The following is a 25,135-nucleotide window of genomic DNA, read 5'->3' as shown; positions in this document are numbered from 1 at the left end:
TCCGTGCATTTCCGTGCTTCCGTGCATTTCCGTGTGCCCGGCACTCCGGAATTCCCATCGTGGCCGACCGCTCCGGAGCCCGCCACGACATGCCCGCCGCTCGGGTGACCGACGGGCCACGACCCACCTCGTGTCATCGCATGGCGTAGCAGCCCTGGCAGGGACGCAGGCCCGCGCAAAGGATGGGTGAATGAGCACTGCTCCGTTGCTGTCCGAGGGCGAGGGCCGTCGAACGCATTCCCCCGGAGCGGACGGGCGGGGAAGCCGCCGTCGCCCGTCCGTCCGCAGGCTCTTGCTGGGCGCGGGCGGCACCCTCGTGGCGGCGGCCGGTGCCCTGGTGGCCGTCGGGTGCTTCCTCGGGCTCTACGTACGGCCCACGTCGGACGACTGGTGCGCCGCGTGGAAATCCCGTGATCTGGGAGTCCTCGGCATCACGTCCGACTTCTACACGACCCAGAACGGGCGGATCGCCAATGCCTTCCTGAGCGGCGTCATCTACGGCGGCGGACTCGGCGGAGTGAAGATCCTTCCGACCGTCATGGCCGTCACGTTCACGCTCGGTCTGGTTCTGCTCGGGTGCCGGTTCGTCCGGCTCCTCGGTGGAAAACCCCAGGTGTTGACCCTGTTCGCCTGCTCCTTGGCCATCCAGGCGCTGATCTACTACGCCGGAACGCGCAGTTATCAGGTATTGCTGTGGGCTCCTGCGACCATTTCCCACACCATTCCCAGCGTCATCGGGGTGTGGGCGCTCCTGCTCGGCATCTGGACCGTGCGCCAACCCCGTGCCGCCCTGCGTGCGGGCGGCTTCGCCGCTGCATTCCTCATCGCGTTCGGGCTCGGCACCCTGAGCGAGCCGTTCGCACTCGTCAGCGGTCTGCTCGCGGCCGGAGTCGGCCTGCTGGCCCTGCCCCGCCTCAAACTGGCGCAGACCTGGCGTCCGTTCACCTGGTGCGCGCTCTGGTGCTCCGGGCTCGCCTGCGGTCTGATCGTGCTCTACACCTCCCCCGGCGCCCGGTGGCGCCGTGCCCAACAGCCGGACCGGGAGTCCGTGCTCTCCGCGGGCGAACTCAGGGGCACCTTCGAGGACTGGCTGCACATGTGGGACGCCGTCACGGGCCAGTGGGCGTACCTCGGAGCCGCCGCCGTCGGTGTCCTCCTCGGCTGGGGAGCAGGTCTGCGGGCGCGTGCACCCGGGTCGCGGGGGTGGAAAGGGCGCCGGTCCGCCCCGCGGAACATGCTGATCGCCGTGTTGCTGCTCCCCGTGCCGGTGGTGGTGCTGGGGTCGTTCGCCGTGGTGCTGGGCCTGCGCAGCGGCTACGGTCCGAGCGGGTGGACGTACGCCCGGACCTGGACGAACTACCTCGTGCCGATGGAACTGGCGCTGTGCGCCTACGGCGCTCTGCTGGGGGAGTGGGCCGGCCGGTTCCTGGCCCGCCGAGGCGCCTCCGCCCTGGTCGTGTCGGCCGGCATCGTGGCCGCGGGCGGCCTGGCGCTGGCCGCGCTGGCCGTACTGGTCCCGAGCGTCCAGCAGCTCACCACGGCCACGGTCACCCGCGCCGCGGCCTGGGACGCGCAGAACTCCCGCATCCGGAGCCAGGCCGCGCAGGGCGCCGCCGATGTCGGATACCGGCCCTTGTATGTCGGGAGCCTGGCCGAGCCCTTCTACACCTCCGACTACACGCGGGACTGGGTCGCCGCCTGTGTCTCGAAGTGGTACGGCATCGACCGGATCCACCGCCTCTGAGCCCGTGTTCCGCGGAGGCCGGACGGGCGGTGCTCCGTTGCGGACCGGTCGGCGAGCGACCCCCGGGGTACCCGTTGGAGTGATCATCGGGGTGTCCGCGTGTCAGGGCACGGCAGGGTCGCCAGGATGCGGGCATGCCTCCTTCCCCCTCCTTCTCCCGCCGCGCCCTCCTGCCGTTCGTGGCTGCCGTCGCGCTGCTGGCCAGCGCCTCCTCGTCGGTGGCCGGCGCGGCCGAAGCATGCGGTTCGATCATCACCGCGCCGCTCGCCCGCCCCGTCCCCGCCGACGATCCGTGCCCCAGCACCGACCCCGTCGTGTGCCGCATCCGCGTCCTGCCGATGGACGAGAAGGTCGAGGCCCAGCGGACCCGGATGAGCTACCACGGGCTCCTCGAGGACATGCACCGTACGGAGGCCGACATGCGCGCGGCCGGGGCCACCGACGAGGAGATCGCCCGGGAGCTGGTCGACATGCGCAACCAGGCCAAGGCGATCACCCGGGCCGGCATGACCCCGGAGGAGGTCCGCATCCTGGAGGAGCGGAACACCGCCAAGTACGGCAACCCCCTCGGCCCCACCGCGGACCAGCTCTACGCCAAGTACGGCTCCTGGCAGCAGGTCATCGACGCCTCGATGCGCACCAGTTACGCCGTCGACCGCGAACTCGGCCTCGAGTACCGCCCCTGCCCGGTCTAGGCCGTCAGGCCGAGCAGGCCGGCCGCATTGGTGTCGAGGATCATCGCGGCCTCCTCCCGGGTGAGCCCGGCGTCGCGGACATAGTCCACGGCCCGCAGGAAGACCTCCCCGTCCAGGATCCGCATCCCCGGATGGCGTGCGGGGATGCCCGCGAGGATCAGGTGCATGAGGGCCACCGTGTCCTCGACCGGTGCTCCCACCATCCAGGTCATGCCGTGCTCGGTGATCAGCGGGCTGCCGGCCCCCTCGCCGGCCGGGTGGATGCTCAGGACGGCGCCGCGCCGGTCGAGCTCCTCGTAGACGGGGCGGAAGAGCGGATCGTCGAGGGTGCGGCCGAGCACGGTCGTGGTCACGCCGGCCCCGACCGCGCCGAGGTCGTCGAAGGCGTGGGCGATCTCGCGCAGCGCCGCGTCGACGTGGGGGAGGGGCAGCGCGGCGAAGGCCCGGAAGCGTCCGGGGTGGCGGGCCACCAGCTCCGCGTACGCCTCGTTCGCCGTACGGGCGACCGCCACGGCGTCGGACTCCCTCGCCAGGTGCGGGGACTGCGGTGCCACGGAGAGCACCTGGAGGTCGATGCCCGCCCGGTCCATCAGAGCGAACCGGCGCTCCAGATCGGCCTCGGTGGCGTCGGCGCCGATCCCGCGCTGGGTACCCGTATCGGCCTTCCCAAGCCGCTCGAGGCGGTCGAGGTACTGCGCGGTCCACAGGTGGGCGTGCACGTCGATGCGCAGAGGGCTCACCCCTCGATGGAACGCCTCCCGCACGGCAAGGGCCAGTCGGGCACCGCGGTGTGGGTGCTGGGCTCGCTCGTGGTCGAACCCACCGGCCTGGACGACCTGACCGCCACCGACGGTGCCGGCGGAGCCGCCCGCCAACTCGCCGTGTCGGGAGGGGTCCTGATCGTGGTCCTGGCCGGCTGGCTGGCCGTGGGGGTGAAGATGCGGGCGGGCCGCCGCTGGGCCCGTACGGTCCTCGGCATCGCCGGCGTCGCATCCCTGGTCTTCGCGGCCACCGACCTCGGCACGGACGGGCTGTGGCCCGACGCCTGGTCGGTCCTGGCCACCCTCCCCGACCTGCTCACGGCAGCCGTCGCGGTCCCGCTGTACCTTCCCGCGGCCCGCGCCCACTTCCCGGGCCCTGCACGCCGAGCCTGATCCGGCCGCGGCACCTGCCCCGCTCGACGCGTTGATGGCCGCGGCGGCCCGTCAGTGCCGGCGTGCGGGGCCGGGTACTGACGGGCGCCGGGGTTGGTCAGCTCGGTTGCGGGGCCTGCGTGGTCTGGGCCTGGGGCGGCCGGGCCGGCTGGCCGGGGCCGCCCTGGGGGGCGACGAAGTCCTTGCTGCGGATGAGGGCGAACGCCAGGACGCCGCCCACCAGCGCCACGATGCCGCTGACGACCAGCAGGTCGTTCATCGACGTCGCGAAGCCGGCCTGGACCGCCTGCTCCACCTGTCCCCGCAACTCCGCCGGGGCCGAGGCGATCGCCTGCCCGGGGGAGCCCATGCGGATGGAGTCCGCGATCTGGTCGCTCTGCCCCTGCAGCGCGGGGACACTCGAGAGCCGCTCCCGCAGGGCGTCGTGCAGCGAGGCGGTGAAGAGCGAGCCGTACACGGCGATGCCGACGGCGATGCCCACCTGCCGGAAGGTCTGGTTCACACCGGAGGCCATTCCGGCGCGCCACACCGGGACGACACCGATCGCGGTCGAGGCCAGCGGCGGGTTGACCATGCCGGCCCCGATGCCCGTGACGATGAACCCCGGGATGAGGTGGGTCCAGTCGGAGTCGGCGGAGACGCCCGTCATGAGCAGGAGGCCGATCCCTACGATGACCAGGCCGGGGCCGATCAGCCACCGGGTCGGGACCTTGCTCATGAGGCGGCCCGCCGCCATGGCGGCGACGAGCGTGCAGCCGGAGCTGACCAGGAGGCGGACGCCGGTGCCCATCGCGCTGTAGCCGAGGTCGTTCTGCAGGTACAGCACGAGGTAGATGAACATCGCGAACAGCGAGGCGTTCATCGCGAAGGCGGCGATCGAGCCGCCGAGGAAGGTCGGGGTGCGCAGCAGCTTCAGGTCGAACATCGGCTCGGACACGCGCGATTCGATCACCGCGAACGCCACGAGGAACACCGCGGCCAGGCCGAAGCAGATCAGCACGCCCTGCTCGCCCCATGCCGTGTCGCTCGCCCTGATCAGGGCGTACACCAGGCTGAACAGGCCCGCGGTGAGCGGCACGATGCCCAGCCAGTCGATCTTGGAGGCGCGCGGCGGACGGGACTCGTCCACCAGCCGGAGGGTGATGAAGATCGCGGCGATGCCGATCGGCAGGTTCACGAGGAAGATGCCGCGCCAGCTGATCCCGCTGGTGATCACACCGCCGAGCACCGGGCCGAGCGCGGTGGCGACACCCGCGACGGCACCCCAGATGCCGAAGGCCGAACCCCGCTCCCTGCCCTGGAACGTGCCGGCGAGCAGCGCCAGGGAGGTGGCGAACAGGATCGCGCCGCCGATTCCCTGCACCGCGCGGGACAGGATCAGCATCAGCTGGTCCTGCGCGACGCCGCACAGCAGCGATCCCGCGGTGAAGACCGCCAGCCCGATGACGAACAGGCGCCGCCTGCCGTACAGGTCGGCCAGGGAGCCCGAGGTGAGCAGGAGCGCCGCCAGGCTTAACGCATAGGCATCCGTTGTCCATTGCAGGCCGCTGAAGCTCGCGTCCAGCGAGTGCTGGATGTCGGGGAGCGCGACCGCCACGATCGTGACGTCCAGCAGCAGCATGAACGTGGCGGCGCACACCACCAGCAGCGTCCACCATTGGCGTTTCATTGTTGAGAGCCCTCCTCGGTTCGTAACTCTTGTTCGATCAGCCCTAGTTGAACGAGCGGACGGATGCTAGCATCCTAGTATGCGTGCAGAAGTAAAGCAGTTCAACGTCTACTTGCCGGTGGAACTCATCCGGCAGATCAAGCACCATGCAATCGAGAACGAGTCGTCGCTCTCGGCCCTGGTTGCCGAGGCGTTGCGCACGTATCTCGCCGTCCACGAGCAGGAACCGCGGAAAGGAAAGCAGGCATGAGCACCGAAGGTGTCGAAGGCGTGTACCTCGAGACCCATAACTGGGGCAAGGCGGCCAAGTTCTTCCAGTCGCTGGGCTACAACGTCGAGTTCGCGACCGAGGAAGGCTCGGGGATGCTCCGCAACGGGGACGGCCCCTACCTGCTGCTCGCCGAGATCCCCGAGGACCAGAAGCCCGACTTCCAGGTCGTGCTGCGGGTCGGGGACGCCGGCGAGTTCGCGGTCGACCCGTCCGTCGAGGTGGTCGCGCCGTTCGAGGAGACCCACTACGGAACGCAGGAAATGAAGGTGCGCGACCCCGACGGGCGCGTCTGGAGCCTCCAGGCGCCGCTCAAGAAGTAGGTGCGGGGCAGCTGTCCTCATGTGCCACATGGTCCGCCTCTTCGGCGCAGCAGCCGACGAAGAGGCGGACTTTTCGTCAACTCGGGGGCGGGCCGCCCCGTTGACCTGACAGACCCGCGCCATTTTTCCCCGTACGGCTGCGTACCGGCTTCCATGCTGCACTCCGTCGGCCACACCACCACTCGGCATACCCGGCTGTTCGAATTCCGGGCCGACGCGGGCAGGCCACGTTACGGAGATTGCGGATGTCTGAGCAGAAGAACACGGCGGAATTGCTGGTCATCGGTACCGGGGTGATCGCGATGTCCGTCGCCCACCACTGCGCGGAAGCGGGCGTTGACGTCGTCGTGCTGGGACGGGATCAGCCCGGCGCCACCGCGACACAGACCGCCGGCGCATTTCGCACCTATTTTCCCGGGCGCGTGTACGACTCCGAACTGGTGGCGCGCAGCCTGGCCGATTTCCGTTCGTTCGGCGCCACCACGGGCGCCGATCTCGAGGTGACGGAGACCGGGATGCTCGTGGTGGCGGCCACCGCGGACGAGGCGGACGAGCTGCTGGCGGAGGTGCCCGACCAGCGCGAGGCCGGGGTGCAACTGGAGCTGCTGACCGCGGCGCAGGCCGTCGAGCGCAATCCCTGGCTGGATCCGGCCGGCGTCGAAGCGGCGGTCTGGTGCCCGCAGATGATCCGCCTCAGGGCGGACGAGGTGCTCCGGGGCTACACCGAGGGCGCACAGAAGCACGGCGCGCGCCTGGTCAGCGGCGCCACCGTGACCGGGCTGGACGCGTCCACCGGCCACGTCGCCACCACGGCGGGCGATTTCACCGCGGAGGCGATCGTCCTCGCGGACGAGCACGGCAGCGGTGACATCGCCGCGCTGGCCGGCTTCGAGCTCCCGGTGTGGGGCCAGTTCGCCGAGCTGTTCCACACCGACCCGGTGGGCGACGGCGACGTCGCATCGCCGTTCACCTTCCACCCCGCTGCCGGACTGAAGACGATGGGGATGGGGCCGTCCTTCCTGGTGGGCCTCGAGCGTTTCTCCCGGCAGCCGGGCATGCGGGACATCTGGCACGAGGCGGCCATGGACGAGGTGGCGCAGCGGTACCCGCGACTGCGGGACGTCACGCTGCACAGCGCCTGGACCGGAACCCTCGACATCACGCCCTCCAGGAGCGCCCTCATCGGCCGGGCGGGCGGCCGCCACGAACGGATCCTCTTCGCCACCGGCTTCACCGGCCACGAACTCGGCCAGGCCCCCGCCACCGGCAAGATCATTCGGGACCTCCACCTCGGCCGCCACCCCGGCGTCGACATCACGCCGTTCTCGCTCGCCCGCAACGGGGCGTAACCCGCCCGGACTTCACCCCCGCGCCGTTGCCGGCCCGGGCTCTCCCCCATGGCCGCCGCACTGTCCACAGTGCGGCGGCCATGTGTTTTTCACGCGAATCCATGAATTCCGCATTTCTGGAATCGGAATTCCGAATTCCCGAGAATCGGCCGGGACGTGCGAAGTGACAGGGAATCGGCAATGTGACAGAAAAGCGCCCCCTGTCGGCCGATCGAATGTCGCCATTCGTATATTCGATTTGCGACGGCAGCGTGGCCGTCGCTCGTATTCCAACCCCGATTTGAGGTAGGAGCACAATGCGGCAAATCGAGATCTCCTGGGAGCCGATCGGCGCCAAGGTTCGCGTCACCCTCCTCGAGGGGCGCAATGCAGAACTGGTGGAGCCGTTGTGGGCGGCATTGCCGTACACGACCCTTCAGGGGCATGCGCTTGTGGCCGGCGACTGCATGTACCACGTACCGCCGGCGCACGACTTGCTGCACGCGGTTCCGGATTGCAAGGTGAATCGCAAGATCCAGCCCAATGGCACGGTGTTCCTTTCCCCCGTGCAGCACCTGACCATCAAGTACGGCGAGCTCACCGAGCCGATGCCGACCTCGCCGATCGGGCACGTCGTGCCCGAGGACGTCGACCTGCTGCCGAAGATCGGTCAGCTGGTCTGGGAATCCGTCCACGGCAACGGTGTGCCCGTGATCGCCCACGTACGGCGGGTGGACGGGCCGGCCGGCCAGGGCGTGCAGCGGCTCGCCGCCGAGTCCGAGCTGGTCCGCGAGCTGATCGAGAAGATCGCCGCGGAGACCGAGCGGGTGCTGGTCGACCCGACGGACGAACTGCTGGACATCCACGAGGGCAAGTCCCGGGGCACCTCCGGAGCCGGGACGAAGAACTCGGTCCTGACCACCCTCGTCGCCGTGAACGGCGAGACGCGGCCGCTCGGCTACGTGAACTACAGCACCCTGGTGCGGGCCGGCCGGAAGATCGACATGCCGTTCCCGTCGCTGGTCGAGCTGGCCAAGATCCTGCTGGTGAAGCCCACCGAGTTCCTGGGCTACTGCGGAATGAACACCCTCTGGGACATCACCAAGGAGGTGGTCGCCGCACTCGACGTCATCACCACCCGGGAAGAATTCGTCGCTCTGATGGCGCAGATGGCCACGTACGTCAACGCCCTCGGTGCATGGAATCTGCAGCTGTTCCCGTGGGATCTCACGGGAGACGACTGGACCTACCGTCCGAACGTTGCGAGGAGCACGAATGTCTGAGCAGAAGAACACGGCGGAAATGCTGGTCATCGGCGGAGGGGTGATCGGCACTTCCATCGCCTACCACGCGGCCAAGGCGGGCATCGACGTCGTCCTCGTGGAAAAGAACCAGTTCGGTGCCGCGACCACGTCCCAGACCGCGCGCGCATTCCGTACCTATTTCCCCCGCAAGCCGCACGACTCCGAGATGGCGACGCGCAGCCTCGCCGAGTACAAGCAGTTCTCCGCGGCCATGGGCGTCGACGTCGGGCTGCAGAACCTCGGGCTGCTGACGGTGCTGACCAGCCCGCAGCAGGCGGCCGAGCTCGAGGCGGACCTCGCGGACCACCGCGAGGCCGGAGCGACGGTGGAAATGCTCACCGCCGCCCAGGCGGTCGAGCTCAACCCCTGGCTGGACCCCGACACCATCGAGGCCGCGGTCTGGAACCCGGACACCTACCGCATCAAGCCCGAGCTGATCGTCCAGGGGTACGCCGAGGGCGCCAGGCAGCACGGCGCCCGGCTGTTCTCCAACGTCGCCGTGACCGGCCTGGACGGCGAGAGCGGCGTGGTCAACACGACGGCGGGTGACTTCACCGCGGACGCGATCGTCATCGCGGCCGGACCGTGGAGCGGCGACGTCGCCAAGCTGACCGGCCTGGACCTGCCGGTGTGGGGGCAGTTCGCCGAACTGCTGCACACCGACGCGATCCGCACCGACCGCGACGTGCACAACTCCCCGTTCACCTTCCACCCCGTGTCCGGGCTGAAGACGATGGGCATGGGCAAGGCCTTCCTCGTCGGCCTGGAGCGCATCTCCAAGCAGGACGGGCTGCGGGACATCTGGTACCAGGCGGCCGTCGACGAGCTGCCGAAGTGGTACCCGCAGCTGGAGGGCGTCAAGCTCTACAGCGCGTGGACCGGAAGCCTGGACGTCACGCCTACGAAGTCGGCCATCATCGGCAAGGGCACTGGTCAGCATGAGCGGATCCTCTACGCCGCCGGCTTCACCGGTCACGGACTGGCGCAGGCGCCCCTCGCCGGCCAGATCATCCGCGACCTCTACCAGGGCCGGCCGCCGGGCGTCGACCTCACCCCGTACTCGCTGGGCGTCAACCTGGCCCGGCTCGAGGCCTTCTGACCAGGTCAGTCTCGCGGCGGGCGGCGCTCCCACGGCCCGCCCGCCGCATTCCCGAGAGGTGTAGACGATGCCGCCGGTAGACACATCGACCGCACAATGGCTAGGCGAGGCGCCGACGCCACTGAACCCCGACACCGCCTTCAACGGCTTCATCTGCGCGCACGTGCTGCACGCGCTGGAGCGCCTTGGGCTGCTGCGCACACTGCAGGACGACGGCTCCGCCGACGTGGCCCCGTTCTGCCGGGAGAACGGCCTGGACGAGGCCGTCTTCCGCTCCCTGATCCGCGCCGCGGAGTCCTTCGGATACCTGGAGGTGCACGGCGACCGCGTCCGGGCGACCCGGACCGGTGAGGAGGCCCGCCAGAAGCTGGGCTTCTTCACCTGGGGCGTCGGCGGTTACCACGACGTCTTCGCGAACGCCGCCGCCGTCGCCCGCGGGGACCGCCGCTTCGGCGTCGACCTCCACCGCGACGAGGGGATGGTGGCCCTCGGCTCGGCGCAGGCGGACACCGCCCTCATGCGGCACATCCTGGACGAGGAGATCTCCAGGCTCGACTTCACGACGCTCGTCGACCTCGGCGCCGGCGTCAGCGAGCGGGTCTCCCGGCTGGTCCAGGCCCGCCCCGGAAGCCGCGGACTCGGTATCGACATCAGCAAGTCCGCCACCGAGCTCGGGGCCGACACCGTCGACCGGTACGGCCTCAAGGGCACCGTCGAGCCCGTGTGCGCGGACGTACTCGACATCCTGTTCAACGGGCAGCGGATCGACGGCGCCGACGAAGCCGACGTCGTGATGAGCTTCATGTTCCTGCACGACCTGCTGGTCGACCCGACCCGCCGCGACGAGGTGATTCCCCGGCTGCGTGCGTCCTTCCCCAAGGCCAACACGTTCCTGCTCGGCGACACCACGGTGCGCCCGCGGGGCGGGGAGAGCACCCTGCCTGTGTTCTCCAGCGGCTTCGAACTGGCCCACGCACTGATGGGCGTCCCCATCTACACGCTCGAGCAGTACCAGGAACTCTTCGACAAGGGAGGCATGCATCTCCGACGCGCGGTGCCCTTCGGTGCGCCGCACACCTATCTCTTCGTGCTGGAGGCAGCGTGAGCCGCACGGCCACCCCCGAAATCGTCTCCGCCCTTCCCATTCCGCTCGCGGTGGCGGGGCACCACCAGCCCGCGCCCTTCTACCTCACGGCGGACATGTTCGGCGGCATGCCGGTGCAGATCGCGGGCGGTGAGCTCAGCACGCTCGTGGACAAGCCGGTGGCCGCACCGCACACCCACGAGGTCGACGAGATCTACTTCCTCGTCTCGCCGCTCCCCGGCCAGGCGCGCATCGAGGTCCATCTCGACGGGGTCCTTCACGAACTGACCTCGCCGGCAGTGATGCGCATCCCGGCGGGCAGCGAGCACTGCTTCGTCACCAAGGAGGCGGCGGTGGGGAGTTACTGCTTCGGGATCCTGTTGGGATCCCAGCTGTGAGTGCGCCCGCGCGGCCGGAGCCGAAGGTCTACAACACCAGCGTGCCGGATGCGGACACGATGGTGCGGCTGCACCTGAGCGAGAGCCCCTACGGGGCGAGCCCGGCGGCCGTCACCGCGGCGGCCGGAGCACTGGAACGGGTCAACCGCTATCCCGCACCGCAGCGGGAGGCCCTTGTCAAGGCCCTCGCCGTGCACTGGGGCGTGTCGGAGGACCAGATCGCCGTGGCCAACGGCAGCGACGAGCTGGTGCTGGCGACCGCGTTGACGCTCGGTGACCTCTCGCGGCCCGGTCTGGTCGCGGCCGGCACGTTCCCCGGCTACCCGGAATCCCTGGAACGCACCGGCCGGGGGTCCGTGGCCCTCCCCTTGCGGGACGGCGCCCTCGACGTCAAGGAGTTCGCGAACGCCCTGCCGGAGCACGGCATCGGATACGTGTGCAATCCACACAACCCGTCCGGAACCGCACTTCCGGAGGAGGCGTACGCCACTCTGATCGACGCGGCGCAGGCCGGCGGGGTACCTCTGGTCTTCGACGAGGCGTACCAGGAGTTCAGCGATCAGGGCCTGCCCCAGACGAGGGACTTCCTCGACCGGGACGCCCCGGTGGTGGCGCTGCGCACCTTCTCCAAGGCGTACGGGCTGGCGGCCCTGCGGATCGGCTATGCCGTCGGCCGGGCCGATCTCATCGCCGAAATCCGCCGGACCCTGAACGTCCTTCCGTTCAGCGTCAACCGGGTCGCACAGGCCGGAGCACTGGCCGCGCTCGCCGACCAGCAGTTCCTCGGCGAGGTCCGCGAGGGCACCGCGCAGCGGCGGGCGTGGTTCACCGCGGAGCTGGAGCGGCGCGGGTACCGGTACCTCCCGTCGGTGACGAACTTCGTCGCCGTCCGGGTCGACGCCTCTCGGGAGGCCCAGGACGCCCTCGCCAAGGAGTTCGGGATTCTCGTACGGGACACCGGCCTGTTCGGATTTCCCGGCCACCTGCGCGTATCGCTCGGCACCGAGGAGGAGTTGCGCAGCTTCCTCGACGCACTCGACCAGCTCAACGCCCGCAAGTAATCGAAGATCACGGAGGTCCAGAATGGTCAAAGCAATCCCGGACGGGTACGCGGAGCTGACGGCGTACCTGTCCGTCGACGGGGCGAGCGAGGCGATCGCCTTCTACACCGAAGCCTTCGGTGCGAAGGAGCTGGCCCGTTCCACCGCTCCCAACGGCAAGATCATGCACGCCCAGATCCAGATCGGCGGCACGATCGTGATGCTGTCCGACGAGCTGCGGGAAGCCGGCCTGCTCGGCCCCCACTCCGTCGGCGGTACCCCGGTCACGCTGTACCTGTTCGTCGAGGACGTCGACGCCACCTTCGCCCGCGCCCTGCGGGCCGGGGCGAAGCAGCAGCGAGAGGTCCAGGACCACTTCTTCGGCGACCGGGCGGGGCAGGTACTCGACCCGTTCGGCCACCGGTGGACGATAGCCACCCACATCGAGGACGTGTCCCCGGACGAGTTCGAGCAGCGCGCCGCGGCGCACATGCGCAAGGCAGCCGGCTGACCGGCAGCTACGGGGCGAACCGGCCCTGCGCCGCAACCGCGGTGCAGGGCCAAACCCGTGTCAGGCGGAGGTCCGTCCGCGGCGCGCGGGCTCGCCGTTCGTGGGCGGGTACGCGGGCTTCGCCGGTGTCGTCAGCCGCGCGGGCGGCGAGGGCAGCGGCGGGAGGGCCGGCTCGTACAGCCAGGCCGAGAACAGGTCGTCCAGCGACTCGCCCGTATAGCGGGCCACGTGCTGGGTGAAGCCCGCGGTGGTCACCACACCGTGGCGGTGCACGGTGGGCCAGTCGCGCAGCATGCGGAAGAACGCGGCGTCGCCCAGGGCGCAGCGGATCGCGTGCACGACCAGACCGCCGCGCTGGTACAGACGGTCGTCGAACATCAGCTTGCGGCCGGGGTCGACCAGCCGCAGGTCCTGCGGCTGCGAGGCCAGCAGCCGGTGCGCGGCGGCCGCCAGCGCATGCGCGGTGCGGCCGCCGGAGCGCTCCGACCAGAGCCACTCGGCGTACTTCGCGAAGCCCTCGTTCAGCCAGATGTGCCGCCAGTCGGCGATGCTCACGCTGTTGCCGAACCACTGGTGCGCGAGCTCGTGGGCGACGAGGCGCTCCGAACCGCGGCCGCCGTCCACGTGGTTGGCGCCGAACAGGGACAGTCCCTGGGCTTCCACCGGCACGTCGAGTTCCTCGTCGGCGATGACCACCGCGTACTCGCCGAAGGGGTAGGGCCCGAACAGTTCCTCGAACAGCTGCATCATGGCGGGCTGCCGGGCGAAGTCGCGGGAGAACTGCGGCAGCAGGTGCGCCGGCACGTGGGCGCTCTGCGGAACACCGCCGAGCCCGGGGTCGCCGAGCAGCACCGTCTGGTACACGCCGATGGACAGCCCGACCAGGTAGCTGGAGGTCGGCGCGGACTGCTCGTACACCCACGTGGTCGTGCTGGCCCGGGTGGTCCGGGTGAGCAGCCGCCCGCCGGCCACCACCGTGTAGGCGGACGGGGTGTTGATCGAGATCTGGTACGAGGCCTTGTCCGCGGGCCGGTCGTTGCACGGGTACCAGGAGGGCGCGCCGACCGGCTGGCTGGCGACCAGCGCGCCGTCGCTCAGCTCCTCCCAGCCGAGCCCGCCCCAGGGGCTGCGGACCGGCTTCGGATTGCCCGCCCAGTGCACCTCCACCGTGAAGGCGGCGCCGGCGGGCAGCGGCTTGGCCGGCCGGATGCGCAGCTTCCCGCCCCGGTGGGTGTAGTGCGGCGCCCGGCCGTTCACCAGCATCCGGCCTATCTTGAACTCGGCCAGGTTCAGTTGGAACTCGGTGAGCGGCGCCCGTCCGGCGATCGCACTGAGCCGGGCCGTCCCGGCCAGCCGGTTGGGGCCGGGACGGTACTCCAGAGCGAGTTCGTACCGGTGCACGCGGTAACGGGAGTCTCCGTTGTCCGGGAAATACGGGTCCGATGCCGCTGTTCTCTGGCCGCTCATTGCCGCTTCCGCTCCCTGCGCTGTGCCCGGGCCCTTGTCAGGTCCGCCATGCCTCGATCGGGTTGCCCAGCCAACGCGTGTCGGCGGGGACGGATTCCCCGGCCATCACGAGAGAGGCCGGACCCAGTGTGCTGTGAGCCCCGACCGTGCTTCCGGGCAGGACGATTCCGCCCGGGCCCAGGGTGGCACCCTCACGGAGGACCACAGTATCCGTCCTCAAGATCCGGTCGTGGAAGAGGTGCGTCTGCAACACGCAGCCGCGGTTCACGCTGACCGCATCGCCCAGCACCACCAGGTCCGTCTCGGGCAGCCAGTAGCTCTCGCACCACACGCCCCGGCCGATCCGCGCCCCGAGCCCGCGCAGCCACAGGTTCAGCAGCGGCGTACCGGGAACCGCTCCGGCCAGCCACGGCACGGCCAGCACCTCGACGAAGGTGTCGGCCAGCTCGTTGCGCCACACGAAGCTGCTCCACAGCGGGTGCTCGCCCGCCCGGTGCCGGCCCACCAGCAGCCACTTCGCGGCCACGGACACTGCGCCCGCGGCCAGACCGGCGGTCAGCAGGACCGCTCCGGACAGCAGCGCGGCCTCCCCGGTGCCGAGCCCGCTCGCCGTGCTGAGCGCGCAGAGCGCCGCCACGGTCAGGACGGCCAGCGCGGCCGAGCAGAACACCGGGACGAGTCGGCACAGCTCCACCAGTCCGCGCGCCCACAGCAGCCGCGCGGGCGGGTCGTACGTCCGGCTCTGGTCGGCGTCGGCGGCGGACCGCGGCAGCCGCACGGGCGGCAGGCCCAGGTACGAACTGCCCTTCTTGGCCTTCTTCGGGGTCGCCGACAGCACGCCGACCAGCCCGTCGTCCGGCACGCTGCGGCCCGGCGCGGTCATGCCGGAGTTGCCGAGGAACGCCCGGCGGCCGATCTCGGAGTGGCCGATCCGCATCCAGCCGCCGCCCAGCTCGTAGGGCGCGGTCAGGGTGTCGTCGGCGAGGAACGCGCCTTCGCCGACCGTGGTGAGGCTCGGCAGCGCGAGCACGGTGGACACCTCCGCGCCCCGGCCGATCTTCATGCCGAGCAGCCGCAGCCACACCGGGGTGATCAGCCCGGCGTACAGCGGGAAGAGCGTCTCCCGGGACAGGTCCATGAGCTGCGTGACGGTCCAGGCCTGCCAGCCGACCCGGCTGTGCGTCGGATGGGTCCCGGTGCGCAGCCCGAGGCTGAGCAGGCGTACGGAGACCAGCAGGAGCAGCGCGTACGTGAACCCGTACGCGAGCGCCCCGGGCACCACGGCGAGCAGGGCTCCGCGCAGTGCCTCCACCAGCCCGGCGTCGGCGGGCACGAACCGGCTCACCACGAGCAGCGCGGGCAGGGTGGAGAGCACGGGAAGGGCCGTGAGGCCGAAGCCCGCCGCCCCGTAGGCGGCCCGCCAGGGGAGCCCGCGCGGCGGGCGCTCCTTGGGCCAGTTCCGCTTGGCCCTGCCGAGCTTCACGGCGGGCGCGCCGGCCCAGCGCTGCCCGGTCGGAATCTGCCCGACCACGGCGGAGCCGGGGGCCACCTCGGCCCGCTTGCCGACCCGCGCACCGGGGAACAGCAAGCTGCGGGTGCCGACCACCGCACCCGCGCCGACCTTGACCGGGCCGATCTCCAGCCGGTCGCCGTCCAGCCAGTGCCCGCACAGGTCCACCTCGGACTCCACGGCGCAGCCGCGGCCGAGCTTGAGCATGCCCGTCACGGGCGGCAGCGAGTGCAGGTCCACCTCGGGGCCGACCTTGGCGCCGAGCGCCCGCGCGTACCGCTCCAGCCAGGAGCCGGTGAGCGAGGTCGCGCCGACGTACTCGGCCAGCCGCTCGGCCGTCCACAGCCTCAGGTGCACGCTTCCACCGCGCGGGTGGCGCCCCGCCTTCACCCCGCGCAGCAGCAGCCGCGCGCCGCCGGCCGCGATCGCGAGCCGGCCTGGCGGGCTGAAGAGCAGCGCCGCACCGGGGACGACGAACCACCACGAGGCGGTCGGCGCCCACGGATACGCCCCGAACCAGTGCAGTGCGTTGCCCAGCGCCAGCAGCGCCACGCTCCAGCGCAGACCGACCAGGGTGAACAGCGGCAGCAGCAGGAGCGACTGCACCACCTTGGACCGCAGCGGAACGGGCGCGACGGTCCGGGCCGCGTCGTCGTCCCGTACGGACTTCTCCAGCCGCCGGGCCAGCTTGCGCAGGACGGGCTGCTGGTAGATGTCGAGGACGGCCGCCCGCGGGTAGCGGGTGCGCAGCCGGGTGGTGAGCTGCGCGGCGGCGAGGCTGCTGCCGCCGATCGCGAAGAAGTCGTCGGCGGCGCTCGTGACGGCCACGCCGAGGGTCTCGCTCCACTGCTCGGCGAGCCAGGCCTCGGTGCCGTACAGGTGCTCCGCCGGGCCCGTGGTCTCCAGCTCGGGCAGCGGCCAGGGCAGCGCGTCGCGGTCCACCTTGCCGGAGGTGCGGGTGGGCAGCTCGTCGACCGGTGCGAGCAGGGGTACGAGGGCTGCGGGCAGCTCGGCGCGCAGGCGCTCGACGGCCGCCGCGTGGTCCCAGCCCTCCTGGGCGACCAGGTAGCCGACGAGCAGCTGGTTGCCGCTGCGCGCCGTACGGACGGCCGCGGCCGCTCCGGCGACGCCCGGCAGGGCCTGGAGCGCGGCGTCCACCTCGCCCAGCTCGATCCGGCGGCCGCCGAGCTTGATCTGCTCGTCGCCGCGGCCGAGGAAGACCAGGCCCTCGGGTTCCGCGCGCACCAGGTCGCCGCTGCGGTAGGCGCGCTCCCAGCCGAGGGATTGCAGCGGGGCGTACTTCTCCGCGTCCTTCTCGGGGTCGAGGTAGCGGGCCAGGCCGACGCCGCCGATCACGAGCTGGCCGCTGCCGCCCATCGGCACCGGCTCGCCGGACTCGTCGACCACGGCCAGTTCCCAGCCGTTCAGCGGGAGGCCGATCCGGATCGGCTCCTCCCCGGTCAGGAGCGAGGCGCAGGCGACGACGGTGGCCTCGGTGGGGCCGTACGTGTTCCAGACCTCGCGGCCCTCGGTGACCAGGCGCTGGGTCAGCTCGGGCGGGCAGGCCTCGCCGCCGAAGATCAGCAGCCGGACCTCGTTGAGGGTCTCCGGCTCCCACAGCGCGGCCAGGGTCGGCACGGTGGAGACCACGGTGATCTCCTGCTCCACCAGCCAGGGGCCGAGGTCGGCGCCGCTGCGCACCTGGGAGCGCGGGACGGGTACGAGGCAGGCGCCGTAGCGCCAGGCCAGCCACATCTCCTCGCAGGAGGCGTCGAAGGCGACGGACAGGCCGGCCATGACCCGGTCGCCGGGGCCGATCGGCTCGTCGGTGAGGAACAGCGCGGCCTCGGCGTCCACGAACGCGGCGGCGCTGCGGTGGCTGACGGCGACGCCCTTGGGCTTGCCGGTGGAGCCGGAGGTGAAGATGATCCACGCATCGTGCTCGGGGCCGGGCCGCGCGGCGGACACGGCGGCGTCCGCGAGGCCGGTGGCGTCGATGCGCCCTCCGGCGCCGAGCACCGCCCGCACCCCGGCCTCGCCGAAGACCAGCTCGGCCCGCTCGTCCGGGTCCTCGGCATCGACCGGCACGTAGGCCGCGCCGGCGGCGAGCACGGCGAGGATGGCCGAGTACAGCTCGTTGGTCCCGGAGGGCACGCGTACGCCCACCCGGTCGCCGAGGCCCACGCCGGCGGCCTCGAGGGCGCGCCTGCGGCGTTCGACCTCGACGGCCAGCGCCCGGTAGGTCAGCCGGGTGGTGCCGTCGTCCAGGGCGAGCTCGTCGGGGCAGGCTCGTACGGAGGCCTCGAAGATGTCCACGAGGGTGCGCGTCGGGGCGGCGGGTCCGGCGCAGAACCGGGCGGATTTGCCGGACTCGTCGTGCAGGTCCCCGTCGTCGAGCAGGGTCATCTCACCGCGCTCAGGTGTGGCTGCCATCGGCCCTCGCGTCTCGGTCCCGGAAGAAGGTCCGGGTCGCCGGCGGAGCCCAGGTTTGCCCGGGTTGTTCCGGTCCAGCGCCAAACAACCGGCCAGTCTAGTGCGTCATCAAGGATTTTCCCGCTGAAGCCTTGCGGGTGGCGGAGAAGGGACGGTATGGCGGTGGCGCCCGTGACGGATGCGCCGAGTGACTGGCCGACTCCGGTGCGGGGTACACACGCGGGGTACGCGGTCGAACGAATCGAGCGGGTCGACGTCGGGGGGGCGCTGATGGGCCGGGCACTGCGGGTGGGGATACCCGTCCTTCTTCTGGGACTGTTCTTCTGGTGGGCTTCGTACGCCACCACGATCATGGTGTGGGAACTCCGGAAGATCCTTTCGTGGCTGGCTGCGCCGCTGCTGGCCGCCGCCCTCGTCACCCTGCTGTGGCTGGTGGTGAAGGTGCTCCGCGGAAAGCGGGACGGGCCGGGCGGTGCGGGCCGGGGGAGCGGGGGCGCGACGCTGACCCTCGGATGGCTGGCCGGCATCCTGGGGCTGGGCATCGCGATCTGGTGGCTGGTGTACGGCTCCTACCTCCAGGATCGCGCGTACATGCAGAACGTGCAGATCGTGGCCGAGCCGGTGCCGGAGCTGGCGGCCCGGGCACCGTACGTGGTCGGAAAGGCGCAGGCCGCGCCGCACCTCGGCGATGTCACCGGCGAGATCTCCGACATCACGTACCTGCCCGACTCGAACCGGTTCGCGACCCTGGTCGAACGGCGGGGCTGGCTGTCCGGCTACGAGGTCGGCCTGGTGCAGGACATTGCGCTCGGCGGCAGCAGCCGCAGCCGGCAGCGCTGTTCGTTCGACGTGGAGAGGGCGGACGCGCGGATCGGCGGCTGGTTCACCCACAACCTCGGCCGGAAGATATCGGCGCAGAAGCGCTGGCTGCGCTTCGAGGCCGACGACGCCTACGTGACCTGCTCGGGCGACACCCCGATCGTGGTCGTCCCCCTCAAGCGCCAGACCGGGATCCTGGTGGTGACCGAACGGCCCGCCGGGGTCGCGCTCTACAACGGGCGGACCGGGAAGCTCACCCTCACCGACGACACGGCCGCGGTACCCGGCCCGTCCTATCCGCTGAGCCTCGCGGCCCGGCAGCGCGAGGGAACGGCCGCGGTCGGCAGCTTCAGCGACTGGTGGTTCGAACGCAGTGGCTGGGACGCGTCCGAGGACGGCGCCAACGAGGGCAACGAGTCGGAGTTCACCCTCCAGTACCGCGACGCGACCGGGAACAGCGCGTACGTCACCCCCCTCACCCCGCAGGGGGAGGCCAGCTCGGTGGTGGCCGTGTCCACCGTGCCGACCCGCCATCAGGGCGCCGGGCTCGCCCCGATGACCGTCCACCGGCTCAGTCCGACCTGGTCCTCCCCGAAAGCGCTCGTCGCGCTCATCAAGGCCGAGTACCGGGACGTCTGCTGCTACAACGACGACAGGGTCTTCGAGGTCGTCCCCACCGGCGGCAGCACCTGGACGGCCACGGTCGGCAGCGAGCAGGACATCCGCTACCGGGTGGAGGGCAGGGGCCAGGTGGGCGGGCGCGAGGCGACCTGCCTGAAGGCCGCCGACGGAGCGCTCATCCGGTGCGCGTACGCGGCCCCCGGCTCGCCGGAGGAACAGGAACTCCAGCGCAGGGAGCAGGAGAAACAGAAACAGAAGGAGCAGGGCGCGGGCGGCCCCGGGGCCCCGGGCGACCTGACCGCGTACACCCCCGAGCAACTCGCCGACCTGCAGCGGCGCGTGTCCGACGAGGTCGTCCGCCGGCTGAAGGGCGGATAGGGGCGGGCGGTCGGGCCGGGGCAGGGTCCCTGCCCCGGCCGGTGGCGGTCAGGCGGCCGTGGCCGCCAGGGCCGGTGTTTCGGCGTCCGCGAGGAGCTCCATGAGCGACGTACGGGCGCGGGCCACCCGGGAGCGGATCGTGCCGATCGGGCAGCCGAGGGCGGTCGCCGCCTCGGCGTAGGGGAGCCCCAGGATCTGCGTGAGGACGAAGACGTCACGGCGTTCGGCGGGGATCGTGCCCAGCAGATCGGCGAGGGCGATCCCGTCCTCGAACCCGGGCAGGCCGCGGGGCTGCGTCCGTTCGGCGGCGGTCTGCCAGTCGTCCCGGTCCGAGATCCTGGGACGGGCCGCCTTGTGGCGGAGGCTGTCGATGACGGTGCGCCGGGCGATGGACAACAGCCAGGTGCGGGCGGAGGAGCGGCCCTCGAAGCGGTGCAGGCTGCCGAGGGCGCGCAGGAACGTCTCCTGCGTCAGGTCGTCCGCCGCCTGCGGGTCGGCGCTGAGGTACGCCACGTAGCGCCGGACGTCGCGCTGCAGGGCGCGCACGAAGCGGTCCACCGCGTCGGGGTCGCCGTCGCGCGCGGCGAGCGCCAGCAGGGTGGTCGGCTCGTCCGCACCGCCCGTGCGGCGGGCGGGCGCCGTCGCCGTCTCGGCGGCGGTCGGACGGGGATGCAGGGCAGGGGTCATCGCCTGATGTCCTTCTGGGAATCCGGGATCCGGAGCCGGCACCGCGCACGCGCTGCGGGGCGAGGCGGGCCGGTGAGCGGTACGGCCTGCCGGACGGCGAGGCCGATGACCGAGGCGGGCGGTGCAGCTGCGTCGCGCGCGTCGGTGAGCCGGCTGTCAGCTGACAGCGGTCCCGGGGGGCGGACCCCGTGAGGTGAGGGCGTGGACGAGCAGGAGCCCGCGCAGACGGCGCGGTCCGAGGCCCCGGCGGGCGCGCAGGCGCGGCCGGTGCGGGGGCGCGGGGAGGCGGAGGGCCGGCCGCAGCGGTACGAGGAGCAGACCGGCCACGGCGCGCAGGACCCGGAACGCGCCCCGCTCCCCGTACGCGAGCCAGAGCCCGCAGAGCAGGGCGGCGAGCAGGTGCGCGGCCGGCATGCCGGTCGGTGACATGGAGCCCATGTCGTGTCCGGCGGGCACGGCCATCCGCACCGGCATCCGCACGGGCATCGGCACCTGCATCGGCATCTGCAGGGCGGTGCCGCCGTCCGTCATCGCCTGCGCGGCGTGATGCGCGTGGCCGGCGCCGCCCGGCGCGGACGGCCGGGCGGCCGCCTGGGCCAGGGAGAACCCGGTGTGCAGGGCGGCCTGGACGGCGACCGTCGCCGAGAGGACGGCCAGGAGGCCGCGTTCGGACGCGGCGAGGAACCACGCGAGCGCGCCGGTGGTGCCCGAAGCCGTCGCCACGGCCCACCAGGGGACTCCCGTCCCCGTCATGAGGACGTGGGCGAGGGAGGCGAGCAGCACGCAGGTGGCCGCGAACATCGCAGCCCGTACCGCGCGACAACAGCGTCCCTGGGTCATGGCGGGCTCATCGTCGCATCCCTCTCAAGGCGGCTACAGAGGGGCGAAGGGAATTGGCATCACCGGACAAAACCATATGTGTCGCACGCCACAACAGGGCCTGGGAACCCGGCCGTTTCCCCTTCCGACTCCTGCCGTGGACCGAAATGACAGGTGGGGGAACGGAGTCTGCAGTGGCAGAACGGACGACCTCGGCGAAGGTGGCCGGGGCAGGGGCGGAGGGCCGCCTGACGGCGCTGCTGACCGGCGCCATGGCCTTCTCGATGCTGCAGCTGTTCCTGCTCGGGGCGCTCGGCCCGCGGCTGGTGGGCGAGCTGGGTGTGTCGCCGACCGCCCTCGGCCTGACGACGGCGATCGGCTTCGCAACGGCGGCCGTGCTCTCACCGGTCGGTGGGCGCATGGTGGACCGGACGGGTCCGCGCCGCTCCCTCGTCGTCCTGCTGCTGGTTTCCGCGGCGGCGCTCGCGCTGATCGGCGCCGCTCCGGGGCCGAGGTTCCTCCTCGCCGCCGTCGCGCTGGGCGGACTGCCGCAGGCGCTCGCCAACCCCGCGACCAACAAGGCGATCCTGGCCGCCGTTCCGCCCGCCCGGCGGGGGTCAGTGACCGGGATGAAGCAGTCCGGAGTGCAACTGGGCGCGTTTGCCGCCGGGTTGCCCCTGGCGGCGCTGGCCGGCGGGGTCGGCTGGCGCGGGGCGGTGTGGACGGCGTCCGCCGCGGCCGCGCTGGCCGCGCTGTGGGCGCATCGCGCCCTGCCCGCCGATCCGCCGGCGAAGGCGGCGGCGCCGCGCTCGTCGCTGATGCCGCGGGGCGCCATCGCCTGGCTGGCGGTCTTCTCCCTCTTCCTGGGCTGCGGAATCGCCTCGGTCAACACGTACGTGGCACTGTTCGGAGCCCAGCGGCTCGGCATGGGGCCGACGGCGGCCGCGGCCCTGGTCGCGGTGCTCGGCATCGCGGGCATCGCCGGCCGGGTGGGCTGGTCGAAGGCGGCCCGGCCGGGGCGCGCCGAGTGGCTGCCCGGCCTGCTGGCGGCCGGGGCGGTCCCGGCGGCGGGCCTGCTGGCCGCCGCGCTGTACGTACGGCCGCTGGTCTGGATCGCGGCCGTCGCGGTCGGGGTGTTCGCCGTCTCCGGCAACGCCGTCTCGATGGTGCTGGTGATGCAGCGGGCCGCTCCGGGCCGGGCCGGCCAGGACTCCGCCCTCGTGGCGGCGGGGTTCTTCGCCGGCTTCGCGGTCGGGCCGCCGCTCTTCGGCGTGTTGGCGGAAGCGGGCCGGTACGGGCCGGGCTGGCTGCTGGTCGCCGCCGAGTTCGCCGGGGCCGGCGCCGTCGCGACGACCTGGGCCGTACGCGAACGGCGCCGCCCGCGTACGGAGGCCGCAGCGTGACCCGGACACCCCCGGAATGGGCCGGGCGGGCGCTGGGCGACGTACTGGACCGCGCGGCCGCCACCTGCACCGAGACCGGCGACCGGTTCCCGCTGTACGCAGACCCGGACACCGGCCGCTGGACGACCACCGGCCGCGGCGCGTGGACCGGCGGCTTCTGGGCGGGGCTGCTGTGGCTGCGGGCCCGGCACACCGGCAACGCGCAGGACCGGGCGGCCGCGGCCGCGTGCACCGCACGGCTGGCCGACTGGGTGGAGGCCGACACCGCCACGCGCGGGCTGATCCTCTGGTACGGGACGGCGCTCGCCGACGCGGACACCGGGGTCCGGGAGCTGCGGACCCGGGCGGCCAAGGCCGCTCTCGCCGCGCTGGACCCCGAACTCGGCCTGGTGCCCTGGGGGTCGGCCTTCGGCGGCCCCCGGCTGCTGGCCCGCGTGGACGGCGTACCGGGCATGGTGGCGCTGCTCGCCGCCGGGGGCCCGGAGGGCGAACGGGCCGCCGCGTCCCACCTGCACCGGCACCTCGACCTGTGCCTCGGCGGGGGCGGTCGCGTCGTACCGGCCCGGGAGTTCGACGCCGCGTCGGGCTGGCAGACGTACGGGGAACCGCCGGCCGGCTGGAGCCGGGGCAGCGCATGGCTGCTGCTGGCCGTGGCCGACGCCCTGCACCGCCCCGAGGTCTCCCGCAGCGCCCCGGACCGGCTGGAGGCCGTCGCGGAGCGGCTCGCCGACACGTGGACGCGGCCCTGCACCCCGCTCGTCCCCCTGGCCGACGAGGCGCGGCCCGCCGGCCCGCTGGACACCTCCGCCGCCGCCATCGCGGCGGTGGCGCTGCTGAAACTCGCCCGCCTGCCGGGCTGCCGGGCCGCGCAGTACGCGTACCGGGCAGTGGCGATCCTGGAGCGCCTGGTGGGCGAACACCTGACCCGCGGCATGCTGCTGGACGGCTGCTACGACGCCGGGAAGGGCGTCGCGGTGCGGCACGAGCTGGTCTGGGGCGACTTCTTCCTGGCGCTCGGACTGGCCGCGCTGACCGGGCTGGTCGAGATCCGGGACGTCTGACCGGCCCCGTAGGGCTATGTCGCGTACGTACGGAGCACCCGGCGGGCCACCGAGGTGATGTGGAGCTCGTCCGGGCCGTCGAGGATGCGGGCCGCCCGTCCGGTGCGCAGCAGCGCGGGCAGCGGGGTGTCGGGGCCGAGTCCGGCCGCGCCGTGGACCTGGACGGCCGCGTCCGCGACCTGCTGGAGCATGCGGGCCGCGGCGACCTTGGCCAGCCCCACCTCCACGTGTGCGTCCTCGCCCGCGCCGATCCTCGCCGCTGCCTCGTGGACCAGCGGGCGGGTGGTCCGCAGGGCGAGCAGCGCCTCGAAGACGTGCTGCTGCACGAGCTGGTGGCCGGCGAGCGGACCGCGGGATCCCGTACGGGAGTTGGCGCGCTCGCACATGAGGTCGAAGGCGCGCTGGGCCTGGCCGAGCCAGCGCAGACAGCGCAGGGTGCGGCCCAGCCGGAGGCGTTCCGCGGCGATCGCCAGGGCCTGCCCGCGCCTGCCGAGGAGGTGGTCGGCGGGTACGGCGACCCGGTCGAACTCGATCTCCCACTGCCCGGTGGCCCCGAACACCGGCAGCTCGCGTACGACGCGGAAGCCGGGGGAGCCGGTGGGAACCACCAGGAGGGAGAGGCCCTCGCGGTCGCCGGGCTCCCCGTCGGTCCGTGCGAGGACGGTGACCAGATCGGCCCCGGCCGCCCCCGAGATGAACCACTTGCGGCCGCTGACGCGCCAGCTGCCGTCCGGCTGTTCCTCGGCGCGGGTCGCCGTGCACAGCGGTTCGGTGCCCGGGGCGTCCGGTTCCGTCATGGCGTAGCAGGCGCGCAGCTCCCCGGCGGCCAGCCGCCCCGGGTACAGGCCGCGGACCCGGTCGCCGCCGTGCCTCCGGATCATGGTCGCGTCGAGCAGGGAGGCGGAGCCGAGGGCCGCCGGTCCGTGCTCGCTGGCCCCCTCGGCCTCGGCGATGCCGACGTACTGCGCCAGGGGGAGTCCCTGGCCGCCCAGTTCGGCGCCGAGCGGCAGCGCCCACAGGCCCTCCTCCCTGGCCTGCGCCTGCAACTCCCGCAGGACCGCGGCAGCCCGTGGGCCACCCGCGTCGAGTACCGGCTCGCAGGGCATGACCCGGCTCCGGACGAACTCCGCCACCCGGTCACGCAACTCGGCTTCCCCCGCAGGCGGTTCGGGACAGGCGTGATCCGTATCTCCAAAGCTGTGCACCACTTTCCTCCAGCTTGCCGGGAACCCGTGGGAACGACAGTCCGACTGCCTCCCCGAGGAACTGGTCGGGTGCGCACCCTCCCCGGTTCCCGTGTTGCGCACATCCGGGGCGCCG

Annotated in this window: 22 protein-coding genes; 15 read left to right on the top strand and 7 right to left on the bottom strand. The window is 72.2% G+C overall.

The window, feature by feature from the left end:
• Positions 1-190 precede the first annotated feature (190 nt).
• Together OG299_RS06640 and OG299_RS06635 are read left to right on the top strand one after the other, a co-directional pair.
• Positions 191-1,744 (top strand): hypothetical protein, encoded by a 1,554-nt coding sequence (locus OG299_RS06640; RefSeq protein ID WP_327360862.1) that lies wholly within the window; start codon positions 191-193, stop codon positions 1,742-1,744.
• 134 nt (positions 1,745-1,878) lie between these two features.
• Entirely contained in the window at positions 1,879-2,439 is a 561-nt protein-coding gene (locus OG299_RS06635; RefSeq protein ID WP_327360861.1) for a hypothetical protein, read from the top strand.
• On the opposite strand, the gene OG299_RS06630 is transcribed toward OG299_RS06635, so the two are convergent.
• Entirely contained in the window at positions 2,436-3,179 is a 744-nt protein-coding gene (locus OG299_RS06630) for an amidohydrolase family protein (protein ID WP_327360859.1), read from the bottom strand. The two genes, OG299_RS06635 and OG299_RS06630, sit on opposite strands and share 4 nt — an antisense overlap.
• 6 nt (positions 3,180-3,185) lie before the next feature.
• On the opposite strand from OG299_RS06630, the gene OG299_RS06625 reads away from it, so the two are divergent.
• On the top strand, positions 3,186-3,593 hold the full coding sequence (locus tag OG299_RS06625; protein WP_327360858.1) for a hypothetical protein: 408 nt from the start codon (positions 3,186-3,188) through the stop codon (positions 3,591-3,593).
• A 97-nt stretch (positions 3,594-3,690) separates the two neighbouring features.
• Here OG299_RS06625 and OG299_RS06620 read toward each other — a convergent pair whose 3' ends face one another.
• Positions 3,691-5,262, bottom strand: a complete 1,572-nt coding sequence (locus tag OG299_RS06620; protein WP_327360857.1) for an MFS transporter — start codon at positions 5,260-5,262, stop codon at positions 3,691-3,693.
• 79 nt (positions 5,263-5,341) lie between these two features.
• Here OG299_RS06620 and OG299_RS06615 point away from each other — a divergent pair, with 79 nt between their 5' ends.
• The 9 genes from OG299_RS06615 (at position 5,342) to OG299_RS06575 (ending at position 12,617) form a co-directional block, all read left to right on the top strand.
• Positions 5,342-5,512, top strand: coding sequence for a ribbon-helix-helix domain-containing protein (locus OG299_RS06615; RefSeq protein ID WP_030301855.1), 171 nt, complete (start codon positions 5,342-5,344; stop codon positions 5,510-5,512).
• The gene (locus OG299_RS06610; RefSeq protein ID WP_266635549.1) at positions 5,509-5,853 is read left to right on the top strand and encodes a VOC family protein; all 345 of its coding nucleotides are present in this window, start codon (positions 5,509-5,511) and stop codon (positions 5,851-5,853) included. The genes OG299_RS06615 and OG299_RS06610 overlap by 4 nt, the downstream gene beginning before the upstream one ends.
• A gap of 245 nt (positions 5,854-6,098) precedes the next feature.
• Positions 6,099-7,202 (top strand): NAD(P)/FAD-dependent oxidoreductase, encoded by a 1,104-nt coding sequence (locus tag OG299_RS06605; protein ID WP_266635551.1) that lies wholly within the window; start codon positions 6,099-6,101, stop codon positions 7,200-7,202.
• 296 nt (positions 7,203-7,498) lie between these two features.
• Positions 7,499-8,464 carry a cucumopine synthase-related protein gene (locus tag OG299_RS06600; RefSeq protein ID WP_327360856.1) on the top strand — a complete coding sequence of 322 codons (966 nt, stop codon included), beginning with the start codon at positions 7,499-7,501 and terminating at the stop codon, positions 8,462-8,464.
• The gene (locus tag OG299_RS06595) at positions 8,457-9,584 is read left to right on the top strand and encodes an NAD(P)/FAD-dependent oxidoreductase (protein ID WP_266635554.1); all 1,128 of its coding nucleotides are present in this window, start codon (positions 8,457-8,459) and stop codon (positions 9,582-9,584) included. Before OG299_RS06600 ends, OG299_RS06595 begins: the two co-directional genes overlap by 8 nt.
• 67 nt (positions 9,585-9,651) lie before the next feature.
• Positions 9,652-10,689 carry a class I SAM-dependent methyltransferase gene (locus OG299_RS06590; RefSeq protein WP_266635555.1) on the top strand — a complete coding sequence of 346 codons (1,038 nt, stop codon included), beginning with the start codon at positions 9,652-9,654 and terminating at the stop codon, positions 10,687-10,689.
• Positions 10,686-11,066, top strand: a complete 381-nt coding sequence (locus OG299_RS06585) for a cupin domain-containing protein (protein ID WP_266635556.1) — start codon at positions 10,686-10,688, stop codon at positions 11,064-11,066. Before OG299_RS06590 ends, OG299_RS06585 begins: the two co-directional genes overlap by 4 nt.
• Positions 11,063-12,127 (top strand): pyridoxal phosphate-dependent aminotransferase, encoded by a 1,065-nt coding sequence (locus tag OG299_RS06580; RefSeq protein ID WP_327360855.1) that lies wholly within the window; start codon positions 11,063-11,065, stop codon positions 12,125-12,127. The genes OG299_RS06585 and OG299_RS06580 overlap by 4 nt, the downstream gene beginning before the upstream one ends.
• Before the next feature lie 22 nt (positions 12,128-12,149).
• Positions 12,150-12,617 (top strand): VOC family protein, encoded by a 468-nt coding sequence (locus OG299_RS06575; protein WP_266635560.1) that lies wholly within the window; start codon positions 12,150-12,152, stop codon positions 12,615-12,617.
• 60 nt (positions 12,618-12,677) lie between these two features.
• Here the strand turns inward: OG299_RS06575 and OG299_RS06570 are convergent, their stop codons facing one another.
• Entirely contained in the window at positions 12,678-14,084 is a 1,407-nt protein-coding gene (locus OG299_RS06570) for a M1 family metallopeptidase (RefSeq protein WP_266635561.1), read from the bottom strand.
• A gap of 37 nt (positions 14,085-14,121) precedes the next feature.
• Entirely contained in the window at positions 14,122-18,027 is a 3,906-nt protein-coding gene (locus tag OG299_RS06565; RefSeq protein WP_327360854.1) for a Pls/PosA family non-ribosomal peptide synthetase, read from the bottom strand.
• 270 nt (positions 18,028-18,297) lie between these two features.
• Here OG299_RS06565 and OG299_RS06560 point away from each other — a divergent pair, with 270 nt between their 5' ends.
• Entirely contained in the window at positions 18,298-19,845 is a 1,548-nt protein-coding gene (locus tag OG299_RS06560) for a hypothetical protein (RefSeq protein ID WP_327360853.1), read from the top strand.
• A 48-nt stretch (positions 19,846-19,893) separates the two neighbouring features.
• Here the strand turns inward: OG299_RS06560 and OG299_RS06555 are convergent, their stop codons facing one another.
• Together OG299_RS06555 and OG299_RS06550 are read right to left on the bottom strand one after the other, a co-directional pair.
• Entirely contained in the window at positions 19,894-20,532 is a 639-nt protein-coding gene (locus tag OG299_RS06555) for a sigma-70 family RNA polymerase sigma factor (protein WP_266635564.1), read from the bottom strand.
• Positions 20,533-20,688: 156 nt separating this feature from the next.
• Positions 20,689-21,333 (bottom strand): hypothetical protein, encoded by a 645-nt coding sequence (locus OG299_RS06550; protein ID WP_266635565.1) that lies wholly within the window; start codon positions 21,331-21,333, stop codon positions 20,689-20,691.
• A 212-nt stretch (positions 21,334-21,545) separates the two neighbouring features.
• Between OG299_RS06550 and OG299_RS06545 the strand changes: the two genes are divergently transcribed.
• Together OG299_RS06545 and OG299_RS06540 are read left to right on the top strand one after the other, a co-directional pair.
• Positions 21,546-22,754 (top strand): MFS transporter, encoded by a 1,209-nt coding sequence (locus OG299_RS06545; RefSeq protein ID WP_442817493.1) that lies wholly within the window; start codon positions 21,546-21,548, stop codon positions 22,752-22,754.
• A complete protein-coding gene (locus OG299_RS06540) occupies positions 22,751-23,815 on the top strand; it encodes a sugar ABC transporter permease (protein WP_327360852.1) in 1,065 nt (354 codons plus the stop codon). The genes OG299_RS06545 and OG299_RS06540 overlap by 4 nt, the downstream gene beginning before the upstream one ends.
• A 14-nt stretch (positions 23,816-23,829) precedes the next feature.
• On the opposite strand, the gene OG299_RS06535 is transcribed toward OG299_RS06540, so the two are convergent.
• Complete coding sequence (locus tag OG299_RS06535; protein ID WP_327360851.1) at positions 23,830-24,960, bottom strand: acyl-CoA dehydrogenase family protein; 1,131 nt, start codon at positions 24,958-24,960, stop codon at positions 23,830-23,832.
• Between the last annotated feature and the right edge of the window lie 175 nt (positions 24,961-25,135).

Origin of the sequence: Streptomyces sp. NBC_01296, assembly GCF_035984415.1 — a bacterium.
Taxonomy (GTDB): Bacteria; Actinomycetota; Actinomycetes; order Streptomycetales; family Streptomycetaceae; genus Streptomyces.
The sequence above is the reverse complement of the archived record's forward strand: the minus strand, read 5'-3'. Positions and strand labels throughout refer to the sequence as shown.

Bases quoted from the DNA above. Each gene is read 5' to 3' on its own strand.
- OG299_RS06640 (WP_327360862.1), top strand. From the start codon at position 191: ATGAGCACTGCTCCGTTGCTGTCCGAGGGCGAGGGCCGTCGAACGCAT.
- OG299_RS06635 (WP_327360861.1), top strand. From the start codon at position 1,879: ATGCCTCCTTCCCCCTCCTTCTCCCGCCGCGCCCTCCTGCCGTTCGTG.
- OG299_RS06625 (WP_327360858.1), top strand. From the start codon at position 3,186: ATGGAACGCCTCCCGCACGGCAAGGGCCAGTCGGGCACCGCGGTGTGG.
- OG299_RS06620 (WP_327360857.1), bottom strand. From the start codon at position 5,262: ATGAAACGCCAATGGTGGACGCTGCTGGTGGTGTGCGCCGCCACGTTC.
- OG299_RS06615 (WP_030301855.1), top strand. From the start codon at position 5,342: ATGCGTGCAGAAGTAAAGCAGTTCAACGTCTACTTGCCGGTGGAACTC.
- OG299_RS06610 (WP_266635549.1), top strand. From the start codon at position 5,509: ATGAGCACCGAAGGTGTCGAAGGCGTGTACCTCGAGACCCATAACTGG.
- OG299_RS06605 (WP_266635551.1), top strand. From the start codon at position 6,099: ATGTCTGAGCAGAAGAACACGGCGGAATTGCTGGTCATCGGTACCGGG.
- OG299_RS06600 (WP_327360856.1), top strand. From the start codon at position 7,499: ATGCGGCAAATCGAGATCTCCTGGGAGCCGATCGGCGCCAAGGTTCGC.
- OG299_RS06595 (WP_266635554.1), top strand. From the start codon at position 8,457: ATGTCTGAGCAGAAGAACACGGCGGAAATGCTGGTCATCGGCGGAGGG.
- OG299_RS06590 (WP_266635555.1), top strand. From the start codon at position 9,652: ATGCCGCCGGTAGACACATCGACCGCACAATGGCTAGGCGAGGCGCCG.
- OG299_RS06575 (WP_266635560.1), top strand. From the start codon at position 12,150: ATGGTCAAAGCAATCCCGGACGGGTACGCGGAGCTGACGGCGTACCTG.
- OG299_RS06570 (WP_266635561.1), bottom strand. From the start codon at position 14,084: ATGAGCGGCCAGAGAACAGCGGCATCGGACCCGTATTTCCCGGACAAC.
- OG299_RS06565 (WP_327360854.1), bottom strand. From the start codon at position 18,027: ATGGCAGCCACACCTGAGCGCGGTGAGATGACCCTGCTCGACGACGGG.
- OG299_RS06560 (WP_327360853.1), top strand. From the start codon at position 18,298: ATGGGCCGGGCACTGCGGGTGGGGATACCCGTCCTTCTTCTGGGACTG.
- OG299_RS06555 (WP_266635564.1), bottom strand. From the start codon at position 20,532: ATGACCCCTGCCCTGCATCCCCGTCCGACCGCCGCCGAGACGGCGACG.
- OG299_RS06550 (WP_266635565.1), bottom strand. From the start codon at position 21,333: ATGTTCGCGGCCACCTGCGTGCTGCTCGCCTCCCTCGCCCACGTCCTC.